At 41.4% G+C, this 20,448-nt stretch carries 19 protein-coding genes and 1 other annotated feature; of the genes, 18 read left to right on the top strand and 1 reads right to left on the bottom strand.

Annotated features, from left to right (window positions below):
* Nucleotides 1-43 precede the first annotated feature (43 nt).
* From ACVC7S_RS02190 to ACVC7S_RS02275, 18 genes are all read left to right on the top strand, one after another.
* Nucleotides 44-1,000, top strand: a complete 957-nt coding sequence (locus tag ACVC7S_RS02190; protein WP_447266013.1) for a competence protein CoiA — start codon at nucleotides 44-46, stop codon at nucleotides 998-1,000.
* 18 nt (nucleotides 1,001-1,018) lie between these two features.
* A complete protein-coding gene (pepF, locus tag ACVC7S_RS02195; protein ID WP_447266014.1) occupies nucleotides 1,019-2,821 on the top strand; it encodes an oligoendopeptidase F in 1,803 nt (600 codons plus the stop codon).
* A gap of 1 nt (nucleotide 2,822) precedes the next feature.
* Complete coding sequence (locus ACVC7S_RS02200) at nucleotides 2,823-3,536, top strand: O-methyltransferase (RefSeq protein WP_447266015.1); 714 nt, start codon at nucleotides 2,823-2,825, stop codon at nucleotides 3,534-3,536.
* Nucleotides 3,537-3,603: 67 nt separating this feature from the next.
* Entirely contained in the window at nucleotides 3,604-4,545 is a 942-nt protein-coding gene (gene prsA, locus ACVC7S_RS02205; RefSeq protein WP_447266016.1) for a peptidylprolyl isomerase PrsA, read from the top strand.
* 188 nt (nucleotides 4,546-4,733) lie between these two features.
* Nucleotides 4,734-5,957 carry a cell division peptidoglycan polymerase FtsW gene (gene ftsW, locus ACVC7S_RS02210; RefSeq protein ID WP_447266017.1) on the top strand — a complete coding sequence of 408 codons (1,224 nt, stop codon included), beginning with the start codon at nucleotides 4,734-4,736 and terminating at the stop codon, nucleotides 5,955-5,957.
* Nucleotides 5,958-5,980: 23 nt separating this feature from the next.
* Nucleotides 5,981-8,677, top strand: a complete 2,697-nt coding sequence (gene ppc / locus ACVC7S_RS02215; RefSeq protein ID WP_447266018.1) for a phosphoenolpyruvate carboxylase — start codon at nucleotides 5,981-5,983, stop codon at nucleotides 8,675-8,677.
* A gap of 95 nt (nucleotides 8,678-8,772) precedes the next feature.
* Nucleotides 8,773-8,988 (top strand) — a binding site (T-box leader).
* A 116-nt stretch (nucleotides 8,989-9,104) separates the two neighbouring features.
* Nucleotides 9,105-10,100 carry a tryptophan ABC transporter substrate-binding protein gene (trpX, locus tag ACVC7S_RS02220; RefSeq protein ID WP_447266019.1) on the top strand — a complete coding sequence of 332 codons (996 nt, stop codon included), beginning with the start codon at nucleotides 9,105-9,107 and terminating at the stop codon, nucleotides 10,098-10,100.
* A gap of 65 nt (nucleotides 10,101-10,165) precedes the next feature.
* Nucleotides 10,166-11,032 carry an ABC transporter permease gene (locus ACVC7S_RS02225; protein WP_000637252.1) on the top strand — a complete coding sequence of 289 codons (867 nt, stop codon included), beginning with the start codon at nucleotides 10,166-10,168 and terminating at the stop codon, nucleotides 11,030-11,032.
* Nucleotides 11,029-11,787 carry an ABC transporter ATP-binding protein gene (locus ACVC7S_RS02230; protein ID WP_447266020.1) on the top strand — a complete coding sequence of 253 codons (759 nt, stop codon included), beginning with the start codon at nucleotides 11,029-11,031 and terminating at the stop codon, nucleotides 11,785-11,787. The genes ACVC7S_RS02225 and ACVC7S_RS02230 overlap by 4 nt, the downstream gene beginning before the upstream one ends.
* 196 nt (nucleotides 11,788-11,983) lie before the next feature.
* Entirely contained in the window at nucleotides 11,984-13,744 is a 1,761-nt protein-coding gene (gene dnaG, locus ACVC7S_RS02235) for a DNA primase (RefSeq protein ID WP_447266021.1), read from the top strand.
* A 2-nt stretch (nucleotides 13,745-13,746) separates the two neighbouring features.
* Entirely contained in the window at nucleotides 13,747-14,856 is a 1,110-nt protein-coding gene (rpoD, locus tag ACVC7S_RS02240; protein WP_000201893.1) for an RNA polymerase sigma factor RpoD, read from the top strand.
* A 14-nt stretch (nucleotides 14,857-14,870) separates the two neighbouring features.
* Nucleotides 14,871-15,200 (top strand): metal-sulfur cluster assembly factor, encoded by a 330-nt coding sequence (locus ACVC7S_RS02245; protein ID WP_000331930.1) that lies wholly within the window; start codon nucleotides 14,871-14,873, stop codon nucleotides 15,198-15,200.
* Nucleotides 15,201-15,303: 103 nt separating this feature from the next.
* Nucleotides 15,304-16,356, top strand: coding sequence for a glycosyltransferase family 4 protein (locus tag ACVC7S_RS02250; protein ID WP_447266022.1), 1,053 nt, complete (start codon nucleotides 15,304-15,306; stop codon nucleotides 16,354-16,356).
* An 8-nt stretch (nucleotides 16,357-16,364) separates the two neighbouring features.
* The gene (locus ACVC7S_RS02255) at nucleotides 16,365-17,681 is read left to right on the top strand and encodes a glycosyltransferase family 4 protein (protein WP_447266023.1); all 1,317 of its coding nucleotides are present in this window, start codon (nucleotides 16,365-16,367) and stop codon (nucleotides 17,679-17,681) included.
* A gap of 27 nt (nucleotides 17,682-17,708) precedes the next feature.
* Nucleotides 17,709-17,900: a PspC domain-containing protein gene (locus ACVC7S_RS02260; RefSeq protein WP_162284807.1), complete on the top strand. Its 192-nt coding sequence runs from the start codon at nucleotides 17,709-17,711 to the stop codon at nucleotides 17,898-17,900.
* Between the two features lie 30 nt (nucleotides 17,901-17,930).
* Nucleotides 17,931-18,065, top strand: coding sequence for a DUF4044 domain-containing protein (locus tag ACVC7S_RS02265; RefSeq protein ID WP_000863864.1), 135 nt, complete (start codon nucleotides 17,931-17,933; stop codon nucleotides 18,063-18,065).
* A gap of 69 nt (nucleotides 18,066-18,134) precedes the next feature.
* Nucleotides 18,135-19,445, top strand: coding sequence for a GTPase ObgE (gene obgE, locus ACVC7S_RS02270; protein ID WP_447266024.1), 1,311 nt, complete (start codon nucleotides 18,135-18,137; stop codon nucleotides 19,443-19,445).
* 9 nt (nucleotides 19,446-19,454) lie between these two features.
* Entirely contained in the window at nucleotides 19,455-19,619 is a 165-nt protein-coding gene (locus ACVC7S_RS02275; protein WP_447266025.1) for a hypothetical protein, read from the top strand.
* A gap of 34 nt (nucleotides 19,620-19,653) precedes the next feature.
* Here the strand turns inward: ACVC7S_RS02275 and ACVC7S_RS02280 are convergent, their stop codons facing one another.
* Nucleotides 19,654-20,124, bottom strand: coding sequence for an arginine repressor (locus tag ACVC7S_RS02280; RefSeq protein ID WP_447266026.1), 471 nt, complete (start codon nucleotides 20,122-20,124; stop codon nucleotides 19,654-19,656).
* Between the last annotated feature and the right edge of the window lie 324 nt (nucleotides 20,125-20,448).

A 20,448-nucleotide genomic window follows, 5' to 3' on the forward strand; every position in this document is an offset into this window, starting at 1 on the left:
TTTTTTACTTCTTTTTCGAATAAATGAGAAAAGGAGGTAGACCATGTTCGTTGCTAGAGATGCCAATGGAAATTTGGTAAATGCACTCGAAAAAGACGTAACAAAGCAGCCCTACACTTGTCCAGCCTGTGGGGGCGGACTACGATTACGCCAAGGACCGAGTATTCGAACGCACTTTGCCCATGAAAGGTTAAGAGATTGTATTGCCATTTTTGAAAATGAAAGTTCAGAACACTTGGGCAACAAAGAGGCTCTCTATCACTGGGCCAAGAAGGACAATCAGGTCGCCTTAGAATACAGTCTGCCCGAGATCCAGCAGGTTGCGGATGTTCTCGTCAATGAGAAACTAGCTCTGGAGGTTCAGTGTAGCCCCTTGTCTCAAAAGCTTTTAGGTCATAGAAGTCAAGGCTACCGTAGACAGGGCTATCAGGTTATCTGGCTACTGGGAGAAAAACTCTGGTTAAAGGAGCGATTAACACAACTTCAAAGGGGATTTCTCTATTTTAGTCAAAATATGGGATTCTATGTTTGGGAACTGGATCTCAAAAGGAAAATTTTGAGACTCAAATATCTTTTGCATCAGGACCTACGTGGCAAGCTTCATTTTCAGGTCAAAGAATTTCCCTATGGCCAAGGAAATCTATTGGAAATTCTACGATTTCCTTATCAGAAACAAAAACTGCCTTGTTTTGCAGTTGTGCAAGATTCCACTATTTGTCACTATATTCGTCAGCAGTTGTACTACCAAACGCCTTACTGGATGAAAAAGCAGGAGGAGGCTTATCAACGAGGAGACAATCTATTAAACCATCAAGTGGACGACTGGTATCCCCAGGTCAGACCGATAGAGTCAGGTGATTTTTTGCAGATTGAAACGGATTTGACTAGCTATTATAGAAATTTTCAAGCTTACTATCAAAAAAAACCGAAAAATAATTGCCAAAAGCTCTATCCACCAGCCTTTTATCACTTATATTTCTCAAAAAATGTGGTAAAATAGAAAGGATGGAGGAATCTTATGGTATTACAACGACATGAAATAAATGAAAAAGATACATGGGATCTTTCAACAATCTACCCAACAGACCAGGCTTGGGAAGAAGCCTTGAAAGATTTAACTGAAAAAGTACAAACAGCATCTCAGTATGAGGGACATCTCTTGGACAGCGCAGACAGTTTGCTTGAGATCACAGAATTCTCACTTGACTTGGAACGCCAAGTTGAAAAGCTTTATGTCTATGCGCATATGAAAAATGACCAGGACACGCGTGAAGCCAAGTATCAAGAGTACTATGCTAAGGCAATGACCCTATACAGTCAGTTAGAACAAGCCTTTTCATTCTATGAACCTGAGTTTATGGAGATTAGTGAGGAGCAGTATGCGGCCTTCCTAGAAGCTCAACCAAAACTCCAAGTTTATAAGCACTTTTTTGACAAGCTCTTGCAAAAGAAAGACCATGTTCTTTCGCAACGTGAGGAAGAATTGCTTGCTGGAGCAGGAGAGATCTTTGGCGCTGCTAGTGAAACTTTCGCTATTTTGGACAATGCGGATATTAGCTTCCCATATGTGCTTGATGACGAAGGCAAGGAAGTGCAACTCTCACACGGTACTTACATCCGTTTGATGGAGTCTAAAAACCGTGAAGTGCGTCGTGGTGCCTATGAAGCCCTTTATGCGACTTACGAGCAATTCCAACACACTTATGCCAAGACCTTGCAGACAAATGTTAAGGTGCAAAACTACCGTGCCAAAGTTCGCAACTATAAGAGTGCTCGCCATGCAGCCCTCGCAGCAAACTTTGTTCCAGAAAGTGTCTATGACAATCTAGTAGCAGCAGTTCGCAAGCATTTGCCACTCTTGCATCGTTACCTCGAACTTCGTTCTAAAATCTTGGGGATTTCAGATCTCAAGATGTATGATGTCTACACACCGCTATCTTCAGTAGAATACAGCTTTACCTACGAAGAAGCCTTGAAGAAAGCAGAAGAAGCCTTGGCAGTCTTGGGTGAGGATTACTTGAGCCGTGTCAAACGTGCCTTTAGCGAGCGTTGGATTGATGTCTATGAAAATCAAGGCAAGCGTTCAGGTGCCTATTCTGGTGGTTCCTATGACACCAATGCCTTTATGCTTCTCAACTGGCAGGACAATCTAGATAATCTCTTTACCCTTGTCCATGAAACAGGTCACAGTATGCATTCAAGCTATACTCGTGAAACTCAGCCTTATGTTTACGGAGATTACTCTATCTTCTTGGCTGAGATTGCCTCAACGACCAATGAAAATATCTTGACAGAGAAATTGTTGGAAGAAGTAGAAGACGATGCAACACGCTTTGCTATCCTTAATAACTTCTTGGACGGTTTCCGTGGAACAGTCTTCCGTCAGACTCAATTCGCTGAGTTTGAACATGCCATTCACCAAGCAGATCAAAATGGAGAAGTCTTGATAAGTGATTTCCTCAATAAACTCTACGCGGACTTGAACCAAGAGTACTACGGACTCAACAAGGAAGACAATCCTCAGATCCAATACGAGTGGGCGCGCATTCCTCACTTCTACTATAACTACTATGTTTATCAGTATTCAACTGGTTTTGCAGCTGCTTCAGCCTTAGCTGAAAAGATTGTCCATGGTAGTCAAGAAGATCGTGACCGCTATATCGACTACCTCAAGGCTGGTAAGTCTGACTATCCGCTCAATGTCATGAGAAAAGCTGGTGTTGATATGGAGAAGGAAGACTATCTTAACGATGCCTTTGCAGTCTTTGAACGTCGCTTGAACGAGTTTGAAGCCCTTGTTGAAAAATTGGGACTAGCTTAAGATGGTAGAGTCTTATAGTAAAAATGCCAATCACAATATGCGTCGGCCCGTCGTCAAGGAAGAAATCGTTGAACTCATGCGCCAGCGTCAAAAGCAGGTGACAGGCTCCCTGAAAGAATTGGAGACCTTCGCTCGCAAGGAAAACATTCCCATTATTCCCCATGAAACGGTTGCGTATTTCCGTTTTCTCATGGAGACCATACAGCCCAAGAACATTTTGGAAATTGGGACGGCTATCGGTTTTTCAGCACTTTTGATGGCAGAACATGCGCCAGATGCCAAGATTACAACGATTGATCGAAATCCAGAAATGATAGGCTTTGCCAAGGAAAACTTTGCCCAGTTTGACAGTCGTCAGCAAATTACCCTCTTAGAGGGAGATGCAGTCGATGTTTTATCTAGTCTGACAGAAACTTATGATTTTGTCTTTATGGACTCGGCCAAGTCCAAGTATATCGTCTTTCTACCTGAAATCCTTAAACATTTGGAAGTCGGTGGAGTGGTGGTCTTGGATGATATTTTCCAAGGAGGAGATGTTGCCAAGGACATCATGGAAGTCCGCCGTGGTCAACGAACCATTTACCGAGGTTTGCAAAGACTTTTCGACGCAACGTTAGATAATCCAGATTTAACAGCAACTTTAGTTCCACTTGGGGATGGCATTCTCATGTTACGAAAGAATGTAGCAGATGTTCAACTTCCTGAGAGTGAATGATTTTCAGAAAAATTTAAGAAAATATAGTAAAATAGATAAGGTAACACTTACCGTAAAAGGAGTAAAAATGAAGAAAAAACTTATGGCAGGAGCCATCACACTTTTATCAGTAGCAACACTTGCAGCTTGTTCAAACAGTTCTGAAGGAAAAGATTTGATCAGCATGAAGGGCGATGTGATTACAGAGCATCAATTCTTTGAAGAAGTAAAGAACAATCCAACCGCACAACAAGTCTTGCTCAATATGACAATCCAAAAAGTATTTGAACAACAATATGGATCAGAGGTAACGGATAAAGATGTAGATGACGCCGTTGCTGAAGAACAAAAGAAATACGGCGACAGCTACAACAGCGTGCTTCAACGTGCAGGTATGACACCTGAGACTCGTAAAGCTCAAATCCGTACTAGCAAATTGGTTGAATTGGCTGTTAAGAAGGCCGCTGAGAGCGAATTGACAGACGAAGCCTACCAAAAGGCTTTTGAGGCTTATACACCAGACGTAACTGCTCAAATCATCCGTATGGACAATGAAGATAAGGCAAAAGAAGTGCTTGAAAAAGCTAAAGCAGAAGGTGCAGATTTTGCTCAGTTGGCAAAAGACAACTCTAACGATGATAAGACAAAAGAAAATGGTGGCGAAATCACTTTTGACTCTGCTTCTACAGAACTTCCAGAACAAGTCAAGAAAGCAGCCTTTGCCTTGGATGTGAACGGAGTTTCTGATGTGATTACAGCTACTGGAACACAAGCCTACAGCAGTCAGTTCTACATCATCAAAGTAACGAAGAAAACAGAAAAATCTTCTAATATAGAGGATTACAAAGAAAAATTGAAGACCATCATCTTGACTCAAAAACAAAATGATTCATCCTTTGTTCAAGGAATCATTGGTAAAGAATTGCAAGCAGCAAACATCAAGGTTAAAGACCAAGCCTTCCAAAATATCTTCACCCAATACATCGGTGGTGGTGACTCAAGCTCAAGCAGCAGCTCTTCATCTAACTAAGAACTTAAAATACAAATCTCAAAAGAGGTTTGTATTTTTTATGCTTGAAACTAGAAAATGAGTAAAATTCGAAGGATTAAAGGATAAGAGTTTTTTTCTTTCTGAAAAAATGGTATAATAGCAATCAAAACTAGAAAATAAAACGGAATTGGGAACAGAAGCTTCTGTTCCTATTAGAGTGGTGAAATATGAAAATTAGTAAAAGGCACCTACTAAACTATTCCATTTTGATTCCTTACTTCCTTTTATCGATTTTGGGGCTGATTGTGGTATACTCGACAACGAGTGCAACCTTGATCGAAGAAGGGAAAAGTGCCTTTCAATTGGTACGAAACCAGGGGATCTTCTGGATAGCTAGTTTGATTCTGATTGCCTTAATCTATAAATTAAAATTAGGTTTCCTAAGAAACGGACGTCTCATTTTTATCGTGATGATTGTGGAGATGGTTCTTTTAGCTCTGGCGCGACTGGTCGGAACACCTATCAATGGAGCATACGGATGGATTTCTGTAGGACCTGTAACGATTCAGCCTGCGGAGTACCTTAAGATTATCATCATCTGGTACCTGGCACATCGATTTTCAAAACAACAAGATGAGATTGCGGTTTATGACTTCCAGGTTTTGACACAGAATCAGTGGCTGCCTCGAGCTTTTAACGACTGGCGTTTTGTTCTGCTGGTTCTGATTGGTAGCTTGGGAATTTTCCCAGACTTGGGAAATGCGACCATCTTGGTCTTGGTGGCGCTCATCATGTATACCGTTAGCGGCATTGCCTATCGTTGGTTCTCGACCATTCTGGCTCTCTTGGCAGGAAGCTCAATGTTAGTCTTGTCTGTCATTCGCTTTGTAGGGGTTGAAAAGTTCTCTCAAATTCCTGTATTTGGTTACGTTGCTAAACGTTTCAGTGCTTTCTTTAATCCCTTTAATGACTTGGCGGGGGCAGGACACCAGCTCGCAAATTCCTACTATGCCATGGTAAATGGAGGCTGGTTCGGACTGGGACTGGGAAATTCTATTGAGAAGCGTGGTTATCTGCCAGAAGCCCATACGGATTTTGTCTTTTCGATTGTCATCGAAGAGTTTGGATTCGTTGGAGCCAGTATGATTTTAGCTCTGGTCTTCTTCTTGATTTTGCGAATTATCTTAGTCGGAATTCGAGCTAAGGATCCCTTTAACTCTATGTTCGCTATCGGTGTCGGAGGCATGATCCTTGTTCAGGTCTTTGTCAATATAGGTGGGATTTCTGGTTTGATTCCTTCTACAGGGGTAACCTTCCCCTTCCTTTCACAAGGTGGGAATAGCCTTCTGGTCTTATCCGTAGCCATAGCTTTTGTTTTAAATATCGATGCCAGCGAAAAACGTGCCAAACTTATCAGAGAATTTAAAGGTCAAACTTCTGAAAACCTATAAGGATCATATGGAAAGGAAAGTTTATGTCTCTTCAAAAATTAGAAAACTATAGTAATAAAGCAGTCGTCCAAGAAGAAGTCTTGATTCTGACTGAGCTATTAGAAGATATCACAAAAAATATGCTGGCGCCAGAAACCTTTGAAAAGATTATCCAGTTGAAGGAATTATCAACTAGCGAGAATTATCAAGGGCTCAATGACCTAGTGACCAGTCTTTCGAATGAAGAAATGATTTACATTTCACGCTATTTCTCTATCCTTCCACTTTTGATTAATATCTCTGAGGATGTGGATTTGGCCTATGAAATCAATCACCAAAACAATGTGGACCAAGACTATCTAGGGAAACTATCTACAACGATTAAGATGGTAGCTGAAAAAGAAAATGCAGCTGAAATTTTAGAAAAGTTAAATGTCGTTCCTGTCTTGACCGCCCATCCAACGCAAGTCCAACGTAAGAGTATGTTGGATTTGACCAATCACATCCATAATCTTTTGCGTAAGTACCGTGATGTAAAACTAGGCTTGATTAACAAAGAAAAATGGCACACGGATCTCCGTCGTTATATTGAGATTATCATGCAAACGGACATGATTCGTGAGAAGAAATTGAAAGTAACCAACGAAATCACCAACGTGATGGAGTACTACCAAAGTTCTTTCCTGAATGCTGTTCCCCGTTTGACGGCTGAGTATAAGAAACTAGCTAAAGAACAAGGCATCGAGCTCCAACATCCAAAACCGATTACCATGGGAATGTGGATTGGAGGAGACCGTGATGGCAATCCTTTCGTAACTGCTGAAACCCTCAACAAATCAGCCTTGACACAGTGTGAAGTCATCATGAATTACTACGATGAGAAGATTTATAACCTCTATCGTGAATTCTCACTCTCAACCAGTATTGTGAATGTCAGCGACAAGGTTCGTGAGATGGCGCTGAAGTCACAAGATAACTCGATTTATCGTGAAAAAGAACTCTATCGTCGTGCTCTTTTTGATATCCAAGCTAAGATGCAGGCAACCAAGGCTTATCTCATTGAAGACAAGGAACTTCAGCCTAGATATGCCACTGCAGATGAATTCTATCAAGATTTGTTGGCGATTCGCGATTCTCTCCTTGAGAACAAAGGGGAATACCTGATTTCTGGAGAATTTGTCGAATTGATGCAAGCTGTCGAAATCTTTGGCTTCTACCTTGCCTCTATCGACATGCGCCAAGATTCCAGTGTTCATGAAGCCTGTGTAGCTGAATTGCTAGCATCTGCTGGTATCAACGATCACTATAGCGATCTATCTGAAGATGAAAAATGTAGCCTCCTCTTAAAAGAGTTGGAAGAAGACCCTCGTATCCTCTCAGCGACTCATGCTGAAAAGTCAGAACTGCTTGAAAAAGAACTATCTATCTTTAAAGCTGCGCGTAAGTTGAAGGATAAACTGGGTGAAAACGTCATTCGTCAAACCATCATTTCGCACGCAACAAGTGTATCCGATATGCTCGAACTAGCCATTATGCTTAAGGAAGTCGGCTTGGTGGATGCTCAAAAAGCTCGTGTTCAGATTGTTCCCCTCTTTGAAACCATCGAAGACTTGGATCATTCGGAAGAAACCATGAGAAAATATTTCTCTCTTCCTTTGGCTAAAAAATGGATTGCATCAAAAGATAACTATCAGGAAATCATGCTCGGTTACTCTGATAGTAACAAGGACGGTGGCTATCTGTCATCGTGTTGGACCCTCTATAAAGCCCAACAACAACTGACTGCTATTGGGGATGAATTTGGCGTTAAAGTCACTTTCTTCCATGGTCGTGGTGGTACTGTAGGTCGTGGTGGTGGACCAACTTATGAAGCTATTACATCCCAACCACTCAAGTCTATCAAGGACCGTATCCGTCTGACTGAGCAAGGAGAAGTGATTGGAAACAAATACGGTAACAAAGATGCTGCTTATTACAACCTTGAGATGTTGGTTTCTGCAGCCATTAACCGTATGATTACCAAGAAGAAGAGTGATACCAACACATCAAACCGTTACGAAGCTATTATGGATCAAGTAGTGGACCGTAGTTATGATATCTACCGTGACTTGGTCTTTGGAAATGAACATTTCTATGACTACTTCTTTGAATCCAGTCCGATCAAGGCTATTTCAAGCTTCAATATCGGTTCGCGTCCAGCAGCTCGTAAGACCATCACTGAAATTGGCGGTTTGCGTGCTATCCCTTGGGTCTTCTCATGGTCACAAAGTCGTGTCATGTTCCCTGGATGGTATGGAGTGGGATCCAGCTTTAAAGAGTTTATTGATCAAGATCCGAAAAATATCGAGTTTCTTCGTGATATGTACCAAAACTGGCCTTTCTTCCAATCTTTACTTTCCAATGTGGACATGGTCTTGTCCAAGTCTAATATGAACATTGCTTTTGAATATGCCAAGCTCTGTGAAGATGAAGAAGTACAAGCTATCTTTTACACTATTTTAGATGAATGGCAATTGACCAAGGATGTTATTTTAGCTATTGAAGGTTATGACGAACTATTGGCAGAAAACTCTTACCTAAAAGACAGTCTAAACTATCGTATGCCTTACTTTAATATCCTTAACTACATCCAGTTGGAGTTGATTAAACGTCAACGTCGTGGCGAATTGTCGGCAGACGAAGAAAAACTGATTCATACAACCATTAACGGAATTGCAACAGGTTTGCGTAATTCAGGCTGATATTTTCTAAACTTCCTCTTTTTCTAGGGGAAGTTTTTGAATTGTTTAAAAAATTCTAAAAATAGTCTTGACAAGTAATTGAAAAATGATATAATTTAAACATTCAGAAAGTAATCATTGAAGTTTTTTAGAGAGTCTGTGGTTGGTGGAAACAGATAGATGAAAGTGATGAAAATTGGGCTGAATGTTATAAAGAATTTGAAATCATAAGAATTCGGTGAGCACACCTTACAGTGCAACTCGTGAAGCGAGATTGAGAGATAGGGGGATTCCCTATAATTGAGGTGGCACCGCGCATCGACGTCCTCACACAAGTTTTTTGTGTGAGGACTTTTTCTATTAGGAGGATGATGATGGAATTTAAACGATGGCATCGCTTGATGATGTGATTTAAAAAGCTAAGATAAAAGAATTAAGGAGAAAGAATATGAAAAATAAACGTTTGATTGGAATTATCGCTGGATTAGCAGTATTGGTAGTGGCTAGCTTGATTTATTCATCAATGAACAAGCCAGCAGCTAAGGAAGAGCAAAAGGTTGCTAAGGTTGGTGTCCTTCAATTTGTTAGTCACCCATCCTTGGACTTGATTTACCAAGGGATTCAAGATGGACTAGCTGAAGAAGGCTATAAGGACGATCAGGTAAAAATCGACTTTATGAACTCTGAAGGAGATCAGAGCAAGGTTGCAACCATGAGTAAACAATTGGTGGCAAATGGAAATGATGTTGTTGTTGGGATTGCAACACCAGCTGCTCAAGGACTTGCTAGTGCTACAAAAGACCTACCTGTTATCATGGCTGCTATTACAGATCCAATCGGTGCTAACTTGGTCAAAGATTTGAAAAAACCAGGTGGCAACATCACAGGGGTGTCAGATCATAACCCAGCTGAACAGCAAGTGGAATTGATTAAAACTTTGACACCAAATGTGAAAACAATCGGAGCTCTTTACTCAAGTAGCGAAGATAACTCAAAAACACAGGTAGAAGAATTCAAGGCTTATGCTGAAAAAGCAGGTTTGACAGTCGAAGCATTTGCAGTTCCTTCAACAAATGAAATTGCTTCAACAGTCAACGTTATGACTAGCAAGGTCGACGCAATCTGGGTTCCAATTGACAACACCATCGCATCAGCATTCTCAACAGTTGTTTCAAGCAACCAAACAGCTAAAAAGCCAATCTATCCAAGTGCCACTGCCATGGTAGAAGCAGGAGGTCTGGCATCTGTAGTAGTTGACCAACACGATCTTGGAGTGGCTACTGGTAAGATGATTGCTAAAGTTTTGAAAGGTGAAAAACCAGCTGATACTCCAGTTAATGTCTTCTCAACTGGTAAATCGGTTATCAACAAAAAACTAGCGCAAGAACTTGGAATCACCATTCCTGAGTCTGTTCTTAAAGAAGCAGGACAAGTGATTGAATAAAGATAAAGGAGGAGTTGGGGACATCTCCTCCCATTTTTACTAAAGAAAGAAATGAGTGAAAGATTATGATAGTATCCATTATTTCTCAGGGGATGGTTTGGGCGATTCTAGGTTTGGGAATCTTTATGACTTTTCGAATTTTGAATTTCCCTGATATGACTACTGAAGGTTCTTTTCCTCTTGGGGGAGCAGTAGCTGTAACCTTGATAACACAGGGAGTTAACCCATTTTTAGCAACCTTAGCCGCAGTAGGAGCAGGCTGTCTAGCTGGAATGGCGACAGGTCTCTTATATACCAAAGGAAAAATCCCAACCCTCTTATCAGGGATTCTGGTCATGACTTCTTGCCATTCCATCATGCTGATGATTATGGGGCGTGCCAATCTGGGTCTTCTTGGAACCAAGCAAATTCAGGATGTCTTGCCTTTCGATTCAGACCTCAATCAACTCCTGACTGGTTTTATCTTTGTTGCCCTTGTTATTGGTCTCATGCTCTTTTTCCTAGATACCAAACTAGGTCAGGCCTACATCGCTACAGGTGATAATCCTGATATGGCTCGTAGCTTTGGTATCAATACTGGTCGTATGGAACTCATGGGTTTGGTTCTTTCAAATGGAATTATCGCGCTTGCAGGGGCATTAATTGCTCAACAAGAAGGATATGCAGATGTTTCTCGAGGAATTGGAGTGATTGTCGTAGGGCTTGCTAGCTTGATTATTGGTGAGGTTTTGTTCAAGAGTTTGACCCTAGCGGAGCGACTCATGACCATAGTTGTAGGGTCTATCGCTTATCAGTTCCTCGTATGGGGAGTGATTGCTCTTGGATTTAACACGAGCTATTTACGACTATATAGCGCCTTGATTTTGGCAGTTTGCCTTATGATTCCAACCTTCAAAAGCAAATACCTGAAAGGAGTCAAGTTTAGCAAATGACAGCAATTGTAGAATTAAAAAATGCTACCAAAGTCATCACGAATGGCTTTGACGAGGAAAAAATCATTCTAAATGATGTTTCTCTTGAGATTTTTGAACATGATTTCATTACCATCCTAGGTGGAAACGGAGCAGGAAAGTCAACGCTTTTTAACACTATTGCAGGTACCCTACCTTTAACAAGTGGAAGTATCCGTATCATGGGCGAGGATGTGACGCATTTTTCACCAGAAAAGCGAGCTAAGTACTTGTCTCGTGTCTTTCAGGATCCTAAAATGGGTACGGCTCCTCGTATGACCGTTGCAGAAAACCTTTTGATTGCCAAGTTTCGTGGTGAGAAGAGAGGGCTCCTGCCTAGAAGACTATCAAGTCATAGAGAAGAGTTTCAGGCTACCATTGAAAAGGTTGGAAATGGCCTTGAAAAACATCTGGACACTCCGATTGAATTTCTATCAGGTGGTCAACGTCAGGCCTTGAGTCTTTTGATGGCAACCTTAAAGCGACCAGAGTTGCTCTTGTTGGATGAACACACAGCAGCACTTGACCCAAAAACTAGTGTGGCCTTGATGGAATTAACAGATGAGTTTGTCAACAAGGATCATCTAACAGCCTTGATGATTACCCACCATATGGAGGATGCGTTGAAGTATGGCAATCGTCTGATTGTCATGAAAGAAGGTCGTATCATCCAAGATTTGAACAAAGAAGAAAAAGCAAAAATGAAGATTTCAGACTACTATCAATTATTTGAATAAAGTAGAGAATTTTTCGTCAAAAAATAGAGAAGAAAAACTTAGAAATATGGAAGTGTTTCTGAGTTTTTTATCTTCCCATTCTATCAAGAAAAATAAGGCAAAGAGAATTACGGAAAGTGTATGAAATGGTTTACTTTTTTTCAGAAATAAGCTATACTAGATAACGTGAAACTATGATAAGATGGAGGTATTGTGTATGGTTGACAAACAAGTCATTGAAGAAATCAAAAACAATGCCAACATTGTGGAAGTCATAGGTGACGTGATTTCTTTACAAAAGGCTGGACGGAACTATTTAGGGCTCTGTCCTTTTCATGGTGAAAAGACCCCCTCTTTCAATGTTGTTGAAGACAAGCAGTTTTACCATTGTTTCGGTTGTGGGCGCTCAGGAGATGTTTTTAAGTTCATCGAAGAGTACCAAGGTGTATCCTTTATGGAAGCCGTTCAGCACTTAGGTGAGCGTGTCGGTATTCAACTAGCTATGCCTATCCAGTCTCGTCCTCAACAGCTTTCTCCTCATCAAGCTCTATATGATATGCATGAAGAAGCAGCACGCTTTTACCATGCAATCCTCATGACGACCAAGATGGGAGAAGAAGCAAGGGCTTATCTCTACAAACGTGGATTGACGGATGATGTCCTGAAGCACTTCCAAATTGGACTAGCTCCAGCCGAGAGAAACTATCTTTACCAACGTTTATCTGGCAAGTTTGAGGAAAAGGATTTATTGGATTCGGGCTTGTTTTATTTGTCAGATGACAATCAGTTCTTTGATACCTTTTTCGGACGTATTGTTTTTCCTTTGACCAATGACAAGGGACAGGTCATTGCCTTTTCAGGTCGTATTTGGCAAGAAACGGATAATCAGACTGCCAAGTATAAAAATAGCCGTTCGACTGCAATTTTTAATAAGAGTTACGAATTGTATCATTTGGACAAGGCTAAAAAAGCAACTGGAAAGATAGCAGAACTCTACCTGATGGAAGGTTTCATGGATGTGATCGCGGCCTACCGTGCTGGTATAGAAAATGCTGTGGCTTCTATGGGAACAGCGCTGAGCAAGGAGCATGTTGACCACCTTAAACGCTTTACCAAAAAAATTGTTCTCAGCTATGATGGTGATAAGGCAGGGCAGGCAGCGACAGCCAAGGCACTAGAGGAGTTAAAAGAGTTTTCAGTGGAAGTTGTCCGAGTACCTGATGCCATGGATCCAGATGAGTATTTGCAAAAGAATTCTCCAGAAGACCTGGCTTACCTTTTAACCAAGACTCGGATTAGTCCCATAGAGTTCTATATTCAGCAACTCAAGCCAGAAAATAGTGATAACTTGCAAGCGCAAATTGAGTTCATTGAAAAGATTGCGCCCTTAATCGCCAAAGAAAAGTCTATCACTGCCCAGAATTCTTACATCCACATTCTGGCGGATAACCTACCTTCCTTTGATTACCAGCAGGTGGAACAGATTGTAAATGAAAGTCGGATTGTTCAAAGACAGGAGAGGGTCAAGGAGCATCCTACGCCAGTAGCGATTAGTTTGCCTGTGACGCGGCAACTGACAGCAGTTATGAGAGCGGAGGCTCATCTCCTTTATAGGATGGCTGAGAATCCAGTTGTTTTAAATGACTACCGATTAAGAGAAGATTTTTTCTTTGATACCCCAGAATTTCAGATTCTTTACGAATTATTAAGTGTAGAGGGAGAAATCGGATCAGAGGAACTGTCTCATCAGACTCCTGAGGTTGAAAATGCCTGGTACCATGTTCTTGGTCTAGATTTGCCAACAGAGATGTCGCCTCAAGAACTTTCTGAAGTCGAAGCGACTCGTAATCGTGCCCTCCTCAGCAAAGACAATTTAAGGATTAAAAAGAAAGTGCAGGAAGCTAGTCATGTAGGAGATACAGACACAGCCTTGGAAGAATTGCAACGATTGATTTCCCAAAAGAGAAGAATGGAGTAATAATGGCAACAAAACAAAAAGAAGTAACCACATTTGATGTGCAAGTAGCAGACTTTATCCGTAACCACAAAAAAACAGGAACAGCAACAGACGATGAAATCAACTCAAGTCTGGTTATTCCTTTCACTTTAGATGCAGACGGCATTGAAGACCTTTTGCAACGGATTCAGGATGCTGGAATTTCTATCACGGATAACGAAGGGAATCCAAGTGCACGTGTCCTTAGTACAGAAGAAGAGCCTGAACTCAGTGATGAGGATTTGATTGGCTCAACCTCTGCCAAGGTGAATGACCCAGTCCGTATGTATTTGAAGGAAATCGGGGTCGTTCCTCTCTTGACCAACGAAGAGGAAAAAGAATTGGCCCTAGCAGTTGAGGCTGGTGATATCGAAGCCAAACAACGTCTTGCAGAAGCCAACCTTCGTTTGGTGGTTTCTATCGCTAAGCGCTACGTAGGACGTGGTATGCAATTTCTTGACTTGATCCAAGAAGGCAACATGGGCTTGATGAAGGCAGTGGATAAGTTTGACTACTCTAAAGGATTTAAGTTTTCAACTTACGCAACTTGGTGGATTCGTCAGGCAATCACTCGTGCTATCGCTGATCAGGCTCGTACCATTCGTATCCCTGTCCACATGGTAGAAACCATTAACAAGCTTGTCCGTGAACAGCGGAATCTCCTTCAAGAATTGGGGCAAGATCCAACTCCTGAACAAATTGCTGAGCGTATGGATATGACACCTGACAAGGTCCGTGAAATCCTAAAGATTGCCCAAGAACCAGTATCACTTGAAACACCGATCGGTGAAGAGGACGATAGCCATCTTGGGGACTTTATCGAAGACGAAGTGATTGAAAATCCAGTAGACTACACAACTCGTATCGTCTTACGCGAGCAGTTGGATGAAGTCTTGGATACTCTCACAGACCGGGAAGAAAACGTCTTGCGCTTGCGTTTCGGTTTGGACGATGGAAAAATGCGTACTCTTGAAGATGTTGGGAAAGTCTTTAACGTGACTCGTGAGCGTATCCGTCAGATTGAGGCTAAGGCTTTGAGAAAATTGCGTCAACCAAGTCGCAGTAAACCCCTTCGTGATTTTATTGAAGACTAAGAGTGAGGAATAACATGGCTTATACAGAAGAGCAAATTGAAACGATCAAAACACGCATTTTAAATGCTTTGGAAGAAGTCATCGACCCTGAGTTGGGGATTGATATTGTCAACCTAGGTTTGATTTATGAAATTCGTTTTGATGGTGAAACAGGTCACACTGAAATTGATATGACCTTGACAACTATGGGCTGCCCACTGGCTGACCTTTTGACAGACCAGATACATGATGCGATGACAGATGTGCCTGAGGTAACCAATACCGAAGTTAAATTGGTCTGGTATCCAGCTTGGACAGTTGAAAAAATGAGTCGCTATGCACGTATCGCCCTAGGAATTAAATAAAGACTAAGAATAATGTGAGAGATGATTGGAAAATAGGGTAAATTTATCCTTTTTCCTCTGGTCTCTCTTTCTTTTGCTGATTTTCTAGAAATAAAATGGTATAATGAAAGGTATGGAAAACGAAAAATTGCGTATTAATATGCTAAGTTCAAGTGAAAAAGTGGCTGGTCAAGGAGTATCAGGAGCCTACCGTGAGTTGGTACGTCTTCTACATCGTGATGCCCAAGACCAGCTAATTGTTACGGAGAATCTTCCTGTTGAGGCAGATGTAACTCACTTTCATACCATTGATTTCCCTTATTATTTATCTACATTTCAAAAGAAGCGATCTGGGAGAAAAATTGGCTATGTGCATTTTTTGCCTGATACGCTTGAGGGGAGTTTGAAAATTCCATTTTTCTTAAAGGGAATTATCAAACGTTATGTTTTTTCATTTTACAACCGAATGGAACACTTGGTAGTGGTTAATCCCATGTTTATCGAGGATTTGGTGGCAGCTGGTATTCCACGTGAAAAAGTAACTTATATTCCAAACTTTGTAAATAAGGAAAAATGGCATCCACTGCCAGCTGACCAAGTAGCAAAACTTCGTCAGGAAATGGATTTAGCTGAGGATCAGTTTGTTGTTGTTGGTGCGGGTCAGGTTCAGAAACGTAAAGGGATTGATGACTTTATCCGTCTTGCTGAGGAATTGCCAGAAATTACTTTTATCTGGGCTGGTGGTTTTTCATTTGGTGGGATGACAGATGGTTATGAACGCTATAAAAAAATCATGGACAATCCACCTAAAAATCTAATTTTTCCAGGTATTGTTCCTCCAGAGCGAATGCGAGAGCTCTATGCTTTAGCGGATCTCTTCTTGCTACCAAGTTACAACGAATTATTCCCGATGACCATCTTAGAAGCAGCTAGTTGTGAAGCACCGATTATGCTAAGGGATTTAGATCTATACAAGGTTATTCTCGAAGGGAATTATCGTGCTACAAGTGATGTTTCAGAGATGAGAAAAGCTATTCTCGAATACAAAGATCGTCCTGAAAAGTTGAAAGACTTAAAAGAAAAAGCTAGAGAAATTTCTAAAGAGTACTCGGAGGAGCATTTACTGGAAATCTGGTTGAAGTTCTATCGGGAGCAGGCGGCTTTGGGCAAAAAGTGAGGTAATTTATGCGAATTGGTTTATTTACTGACACCTATTTCCCTCAGGTTTCTGGGGTTGCGACCAGTATTCGAACCTTAAAGACAGAGCTTGAAAAGCAGGGACATGCAGTTTTTATTTTTACAACGACTGATAAAGACGTGAACCGATACGAAGATTGGCAAATTATTCGCATTCCGAGTGTCCCTTTCTTTGCATTTAAGGATCGACGATTTGCCTACCGAGGTTTTACAAAGGCGCTTGAAATCGCCAAGCAGTATCAACTCGATATCATTCATACGCAAACAGAGTTTTCACTAGGTTTGTTAGGGATTTGGATTGCAAGAGAGTTAAAAATTCCTGTTATCCATACCTACCACACCCAGTACGAAGATTATGTGCATTATATTGCGAAGGGTATGCTGATTCGTCCAAGTATGGTAAAATATCTGGTACGGGGCTTTCTTCACGATGTTGATGGAGTGATTTGTCCTAGTGAGATTGTTCGGGACCTTCTCTCTAAGTACAAGGTCAAGGTTGAAAAGCGGGTTATTCCAACTGGTATTGAGTTAGCTAAATTTGAACGGCCTGAGATTAAGGAAGAGAATTTAGCTACTCTTCGATCTAAACTTGGGATTAAAAAAGACGAGAAAATGTTACTGAGTCTTTCTCGTATCTCCTATGAGAAAAATATCCAAGCGGTTCTAGTCGCCTTTGCGCAGGTTTTGAAAGAAGAAGACAAGGTGAAACTGGTTGTTGCTGGTGACGGTCCTTATCTGGACAGTCTGAAAGAACAAGCCGTCCAGTTGCAAATTCAAGATCAGGTGATTTTTACTGGTATGATCGCCCCAAGTGAAACAGCCTTGTACTATAAGTCGGCAGACTTCTTTATCTCTGCATCCACTAGTGAAACCCAAGGGTTGACTTATCTAGAGAGTCTAGCTAGTGGAACGCCTGTCATCGCTCATGGCAATCCTTATCTGGATAATCTGATCAGTGATAGGATGTTTGGAACCCTCTACTATGGAGAACAGGACCTTGCAGGTGCCATCTTGGAGGCTTTGATTGCCACTCCAGATATGGATGAGCAAAAGTTGGCTGACAAGTTGTATGAGATTTCGGCTGAGAATTTTGGGAAACGAGTTCATGAGTTTTACCTTGATGCCATTATTTCAAATAATTTTGAACAAGAATTGCTCGATGGAGAACCTATGAGTCAACGTTTTCTAAAAACTATTTTATATCTGCCTCAACAAGCAGTCAGCGTCCCGGTAAAAGAATCTAAACGCATTCTGAAAGCGTCTAAAAAACAGTTGTCCAGTATGCGAGACTACTGGAAAGATTGACAAAAAGTAAAAAAGGAGGAATAAAAGATGGCGAAAAAATTTATGAGAAGTGGGAAAGATCAAAAAATTGGAGGCGTTTGCGCCGGTGTTGCCCACTATTTTGATATTGATCCGACGATTGTCCGTGTGATTTGGGGAGTTCTAGCCTTTTGTTATGGAGCGGGGGTTCTTGCTTACTTGATTTTGTGGGCAATTGCACCTGTTTCTACAGAATATTAAATTAAAATTATAGAGTGAAAAGGAGAAACTATGGCTTTTGGAGATAATGGTAACCGTAAAAAAACAATGTTTGAAAAGGTGACACTTGTTGTCGTGCTCATCATGTTGTTTGTGACCCTTGCTGGTATCTTTGCAACGGCGCTTGGAGCTTTTAGCAGATTCTAAGCAAGTTGTTTAGACAGAAACAATGACTAATGACTGGGATTTCCCAGCCTTTTTAAAGCGAGAAAAAATATGAGTATGTTTTTAGATACAGCCAAGATTAAAGTCAAGGCTGGTAATGGTGGTGATGGCATGGTTGCCTTTCGCCGTGAAAAATATGTCCCTAATGGCGGACCTTGGGGTGGTGATGGTGGACGTGGAGGGAACGTCGTTTTCGTAGTAGACGAAGGCTTGCGTACCTTGATGGATTTCCGCTATAACCGTCATTTCAAGGCCGAATCCGGTGAAAAAGGGATGACCAAAGGAATGCATGGACGTGGTGCAGAAGACCTTCGTGTTCGCGTACCCCAAGGAACGACTGTACGTGATGCTGAGACAGGGAAAGTCATTACAGACTTGATTGAGCACGGTCAAGAGTTTATCGTGGCACATGGCGGTCGAGGTGGTCGTGGAAATATCCGCTTTGCAACACCAAAAAATCCTGCACCTGAAATCTCTGAGAATGGAGAGCCGGGTCAAGAACGTGAGTTGCAACTGGAATTAAAAATCTTGGCGGATGTAGGCTTAGTTGGTTTCCCATCTGTCGGAAAGTCAACTTTGCTTAGTGTCATCACTTCAGCTAAGCCAAAAATCGGTGCCTACCACTTTACGACAATTGTTCCTAATTTGGGTATGGTTCGTACGCAGTCAGGTGAGTCCTTTGCTGTTGCAGATCTTCCAGGTTTGATTGAAGGGGCTAGTCAAGGTGTTGGTCTTGGAACCCAGTTTCTCCGTCATATCGAACGCACTCGAGTTATCCTCCATGTCATTGATATGTCAGCTAGTGAAGGACGTGATCCTTACGAAGATTACCTTGCTATCAATAAAGAATTGGAATCATACAACCTTCGTCTGATGGAACGTCCGCAGATCATCGTGGCTAACAAGATGGACATGCCCGAAAGTCAGGAAAATCTGGAAGCCTTCAAGAAGAAATTGGCAGCTAACTACGACGAGTTTGAAGAACTACCAGCCATCTTCCCGATTTCTGGTTTAACCAAGCAAGGGTTGGCTACTCTTTTGGATGCGACAGCTGAATTGTTGGATAAAACTCCTGAGTTCTTGCTCTATGATGAGTCTGATATGGAAGAAGAAGCTTACTATGGCTTTGATGAGGAAGAAAAAGCCTTTGAAATTAGCCGTGATGATGATGCAACTTGGGTGCTTACTGGTGAAAAACTCATGAAACTCTTTAACATGACTAACTTTGACCGTGATGAGTCAGTCATGAAATTTGCTCGTCAGTTACGTGGTATGGGGGTTGACGAAGCCCTTCGTGCGCGTGGAGCCAAGGATGGAGATTTGGTACGAATCGGCAAGTTTGAGTTTGAATTTGTAGACTAGGAGATTGATATGGGAGATAAACCGATATCATTCCGCGACGCAGATGGAAATTTTGTTTCTGCAGCAGACGTATGGAATGAAAAGAAACTAGAAGAATTGTTTAATCGTCTCAATCCCAAACGTGCTCTTCGATTGGCACGGACGAATAAAGAAGATACACAGTCAAAGAAATAAAAAATTCCCGTGATTTTAAATCACGGGATTTGTTCTATTCGCTAAAGAAAAATGGTGGCGCATATTTTTTAAGACTTTCAAAACAAGCTTGCGCTTTTGTAGCATCTTCACAGATGATCATGCAGACATCGTCTCCGCATAGTGTAGCAACAACATCGTTGAAATCTAGGGCATCAATGACAGCTCCAAAAGACTGAGCCAAACCTGGAAGAGTCTTTAGAATGACTTGGTGCTGGACAGGACGTAACATGACAAGAGCATCTTCCATATAGTTTTCCAAACGTTTCTCCCATTTAGAAATAGAACCAGTATTTAGTACATAGTAGGACTGATCTTCTTCCCGAACTTTCGAAAGGTTCATAGTCTTGATATCACGAGATAAAGTTGCTTGTGTGACTTGGATATCATTCTCAGCTAGCAAGGCTTGTAATTCTGCTTGGGTATGAATTTTATTTTTTGAAACGAGGGCGCGGATAAGTTGGTGTCGATGTTCTGATTTGTTCATAAAGTAAGTACTCCTTTTAAAAGGTACAGTAAGCGTGGACTGAACGAAAACGTCAGTCGGGTGGTAGGCGGTATTGTCACGTATGATGATGTCAAAGTCAGTAGTATAAAGAACTAGACGGAGAGAATCTCCTTCTTTTAACTTGTCACTAGTTGGGGGACAGATGAATGATATATCGATCCGTCCATCACCATTGATGTTCTTTAATGACAGTGAATCATCTAATTAGGGTAGCATTCTGTCACGGCTTGTTGTGAATTTTCTATAAATGTCAATTCACAGAGATTTTCCAACATGTGGTGTGGTAGCGTGTATGATAAATGG

The sequence above is a fragment of the Streptococcus sp. Z556 genome (assembly GCF_053010225.1).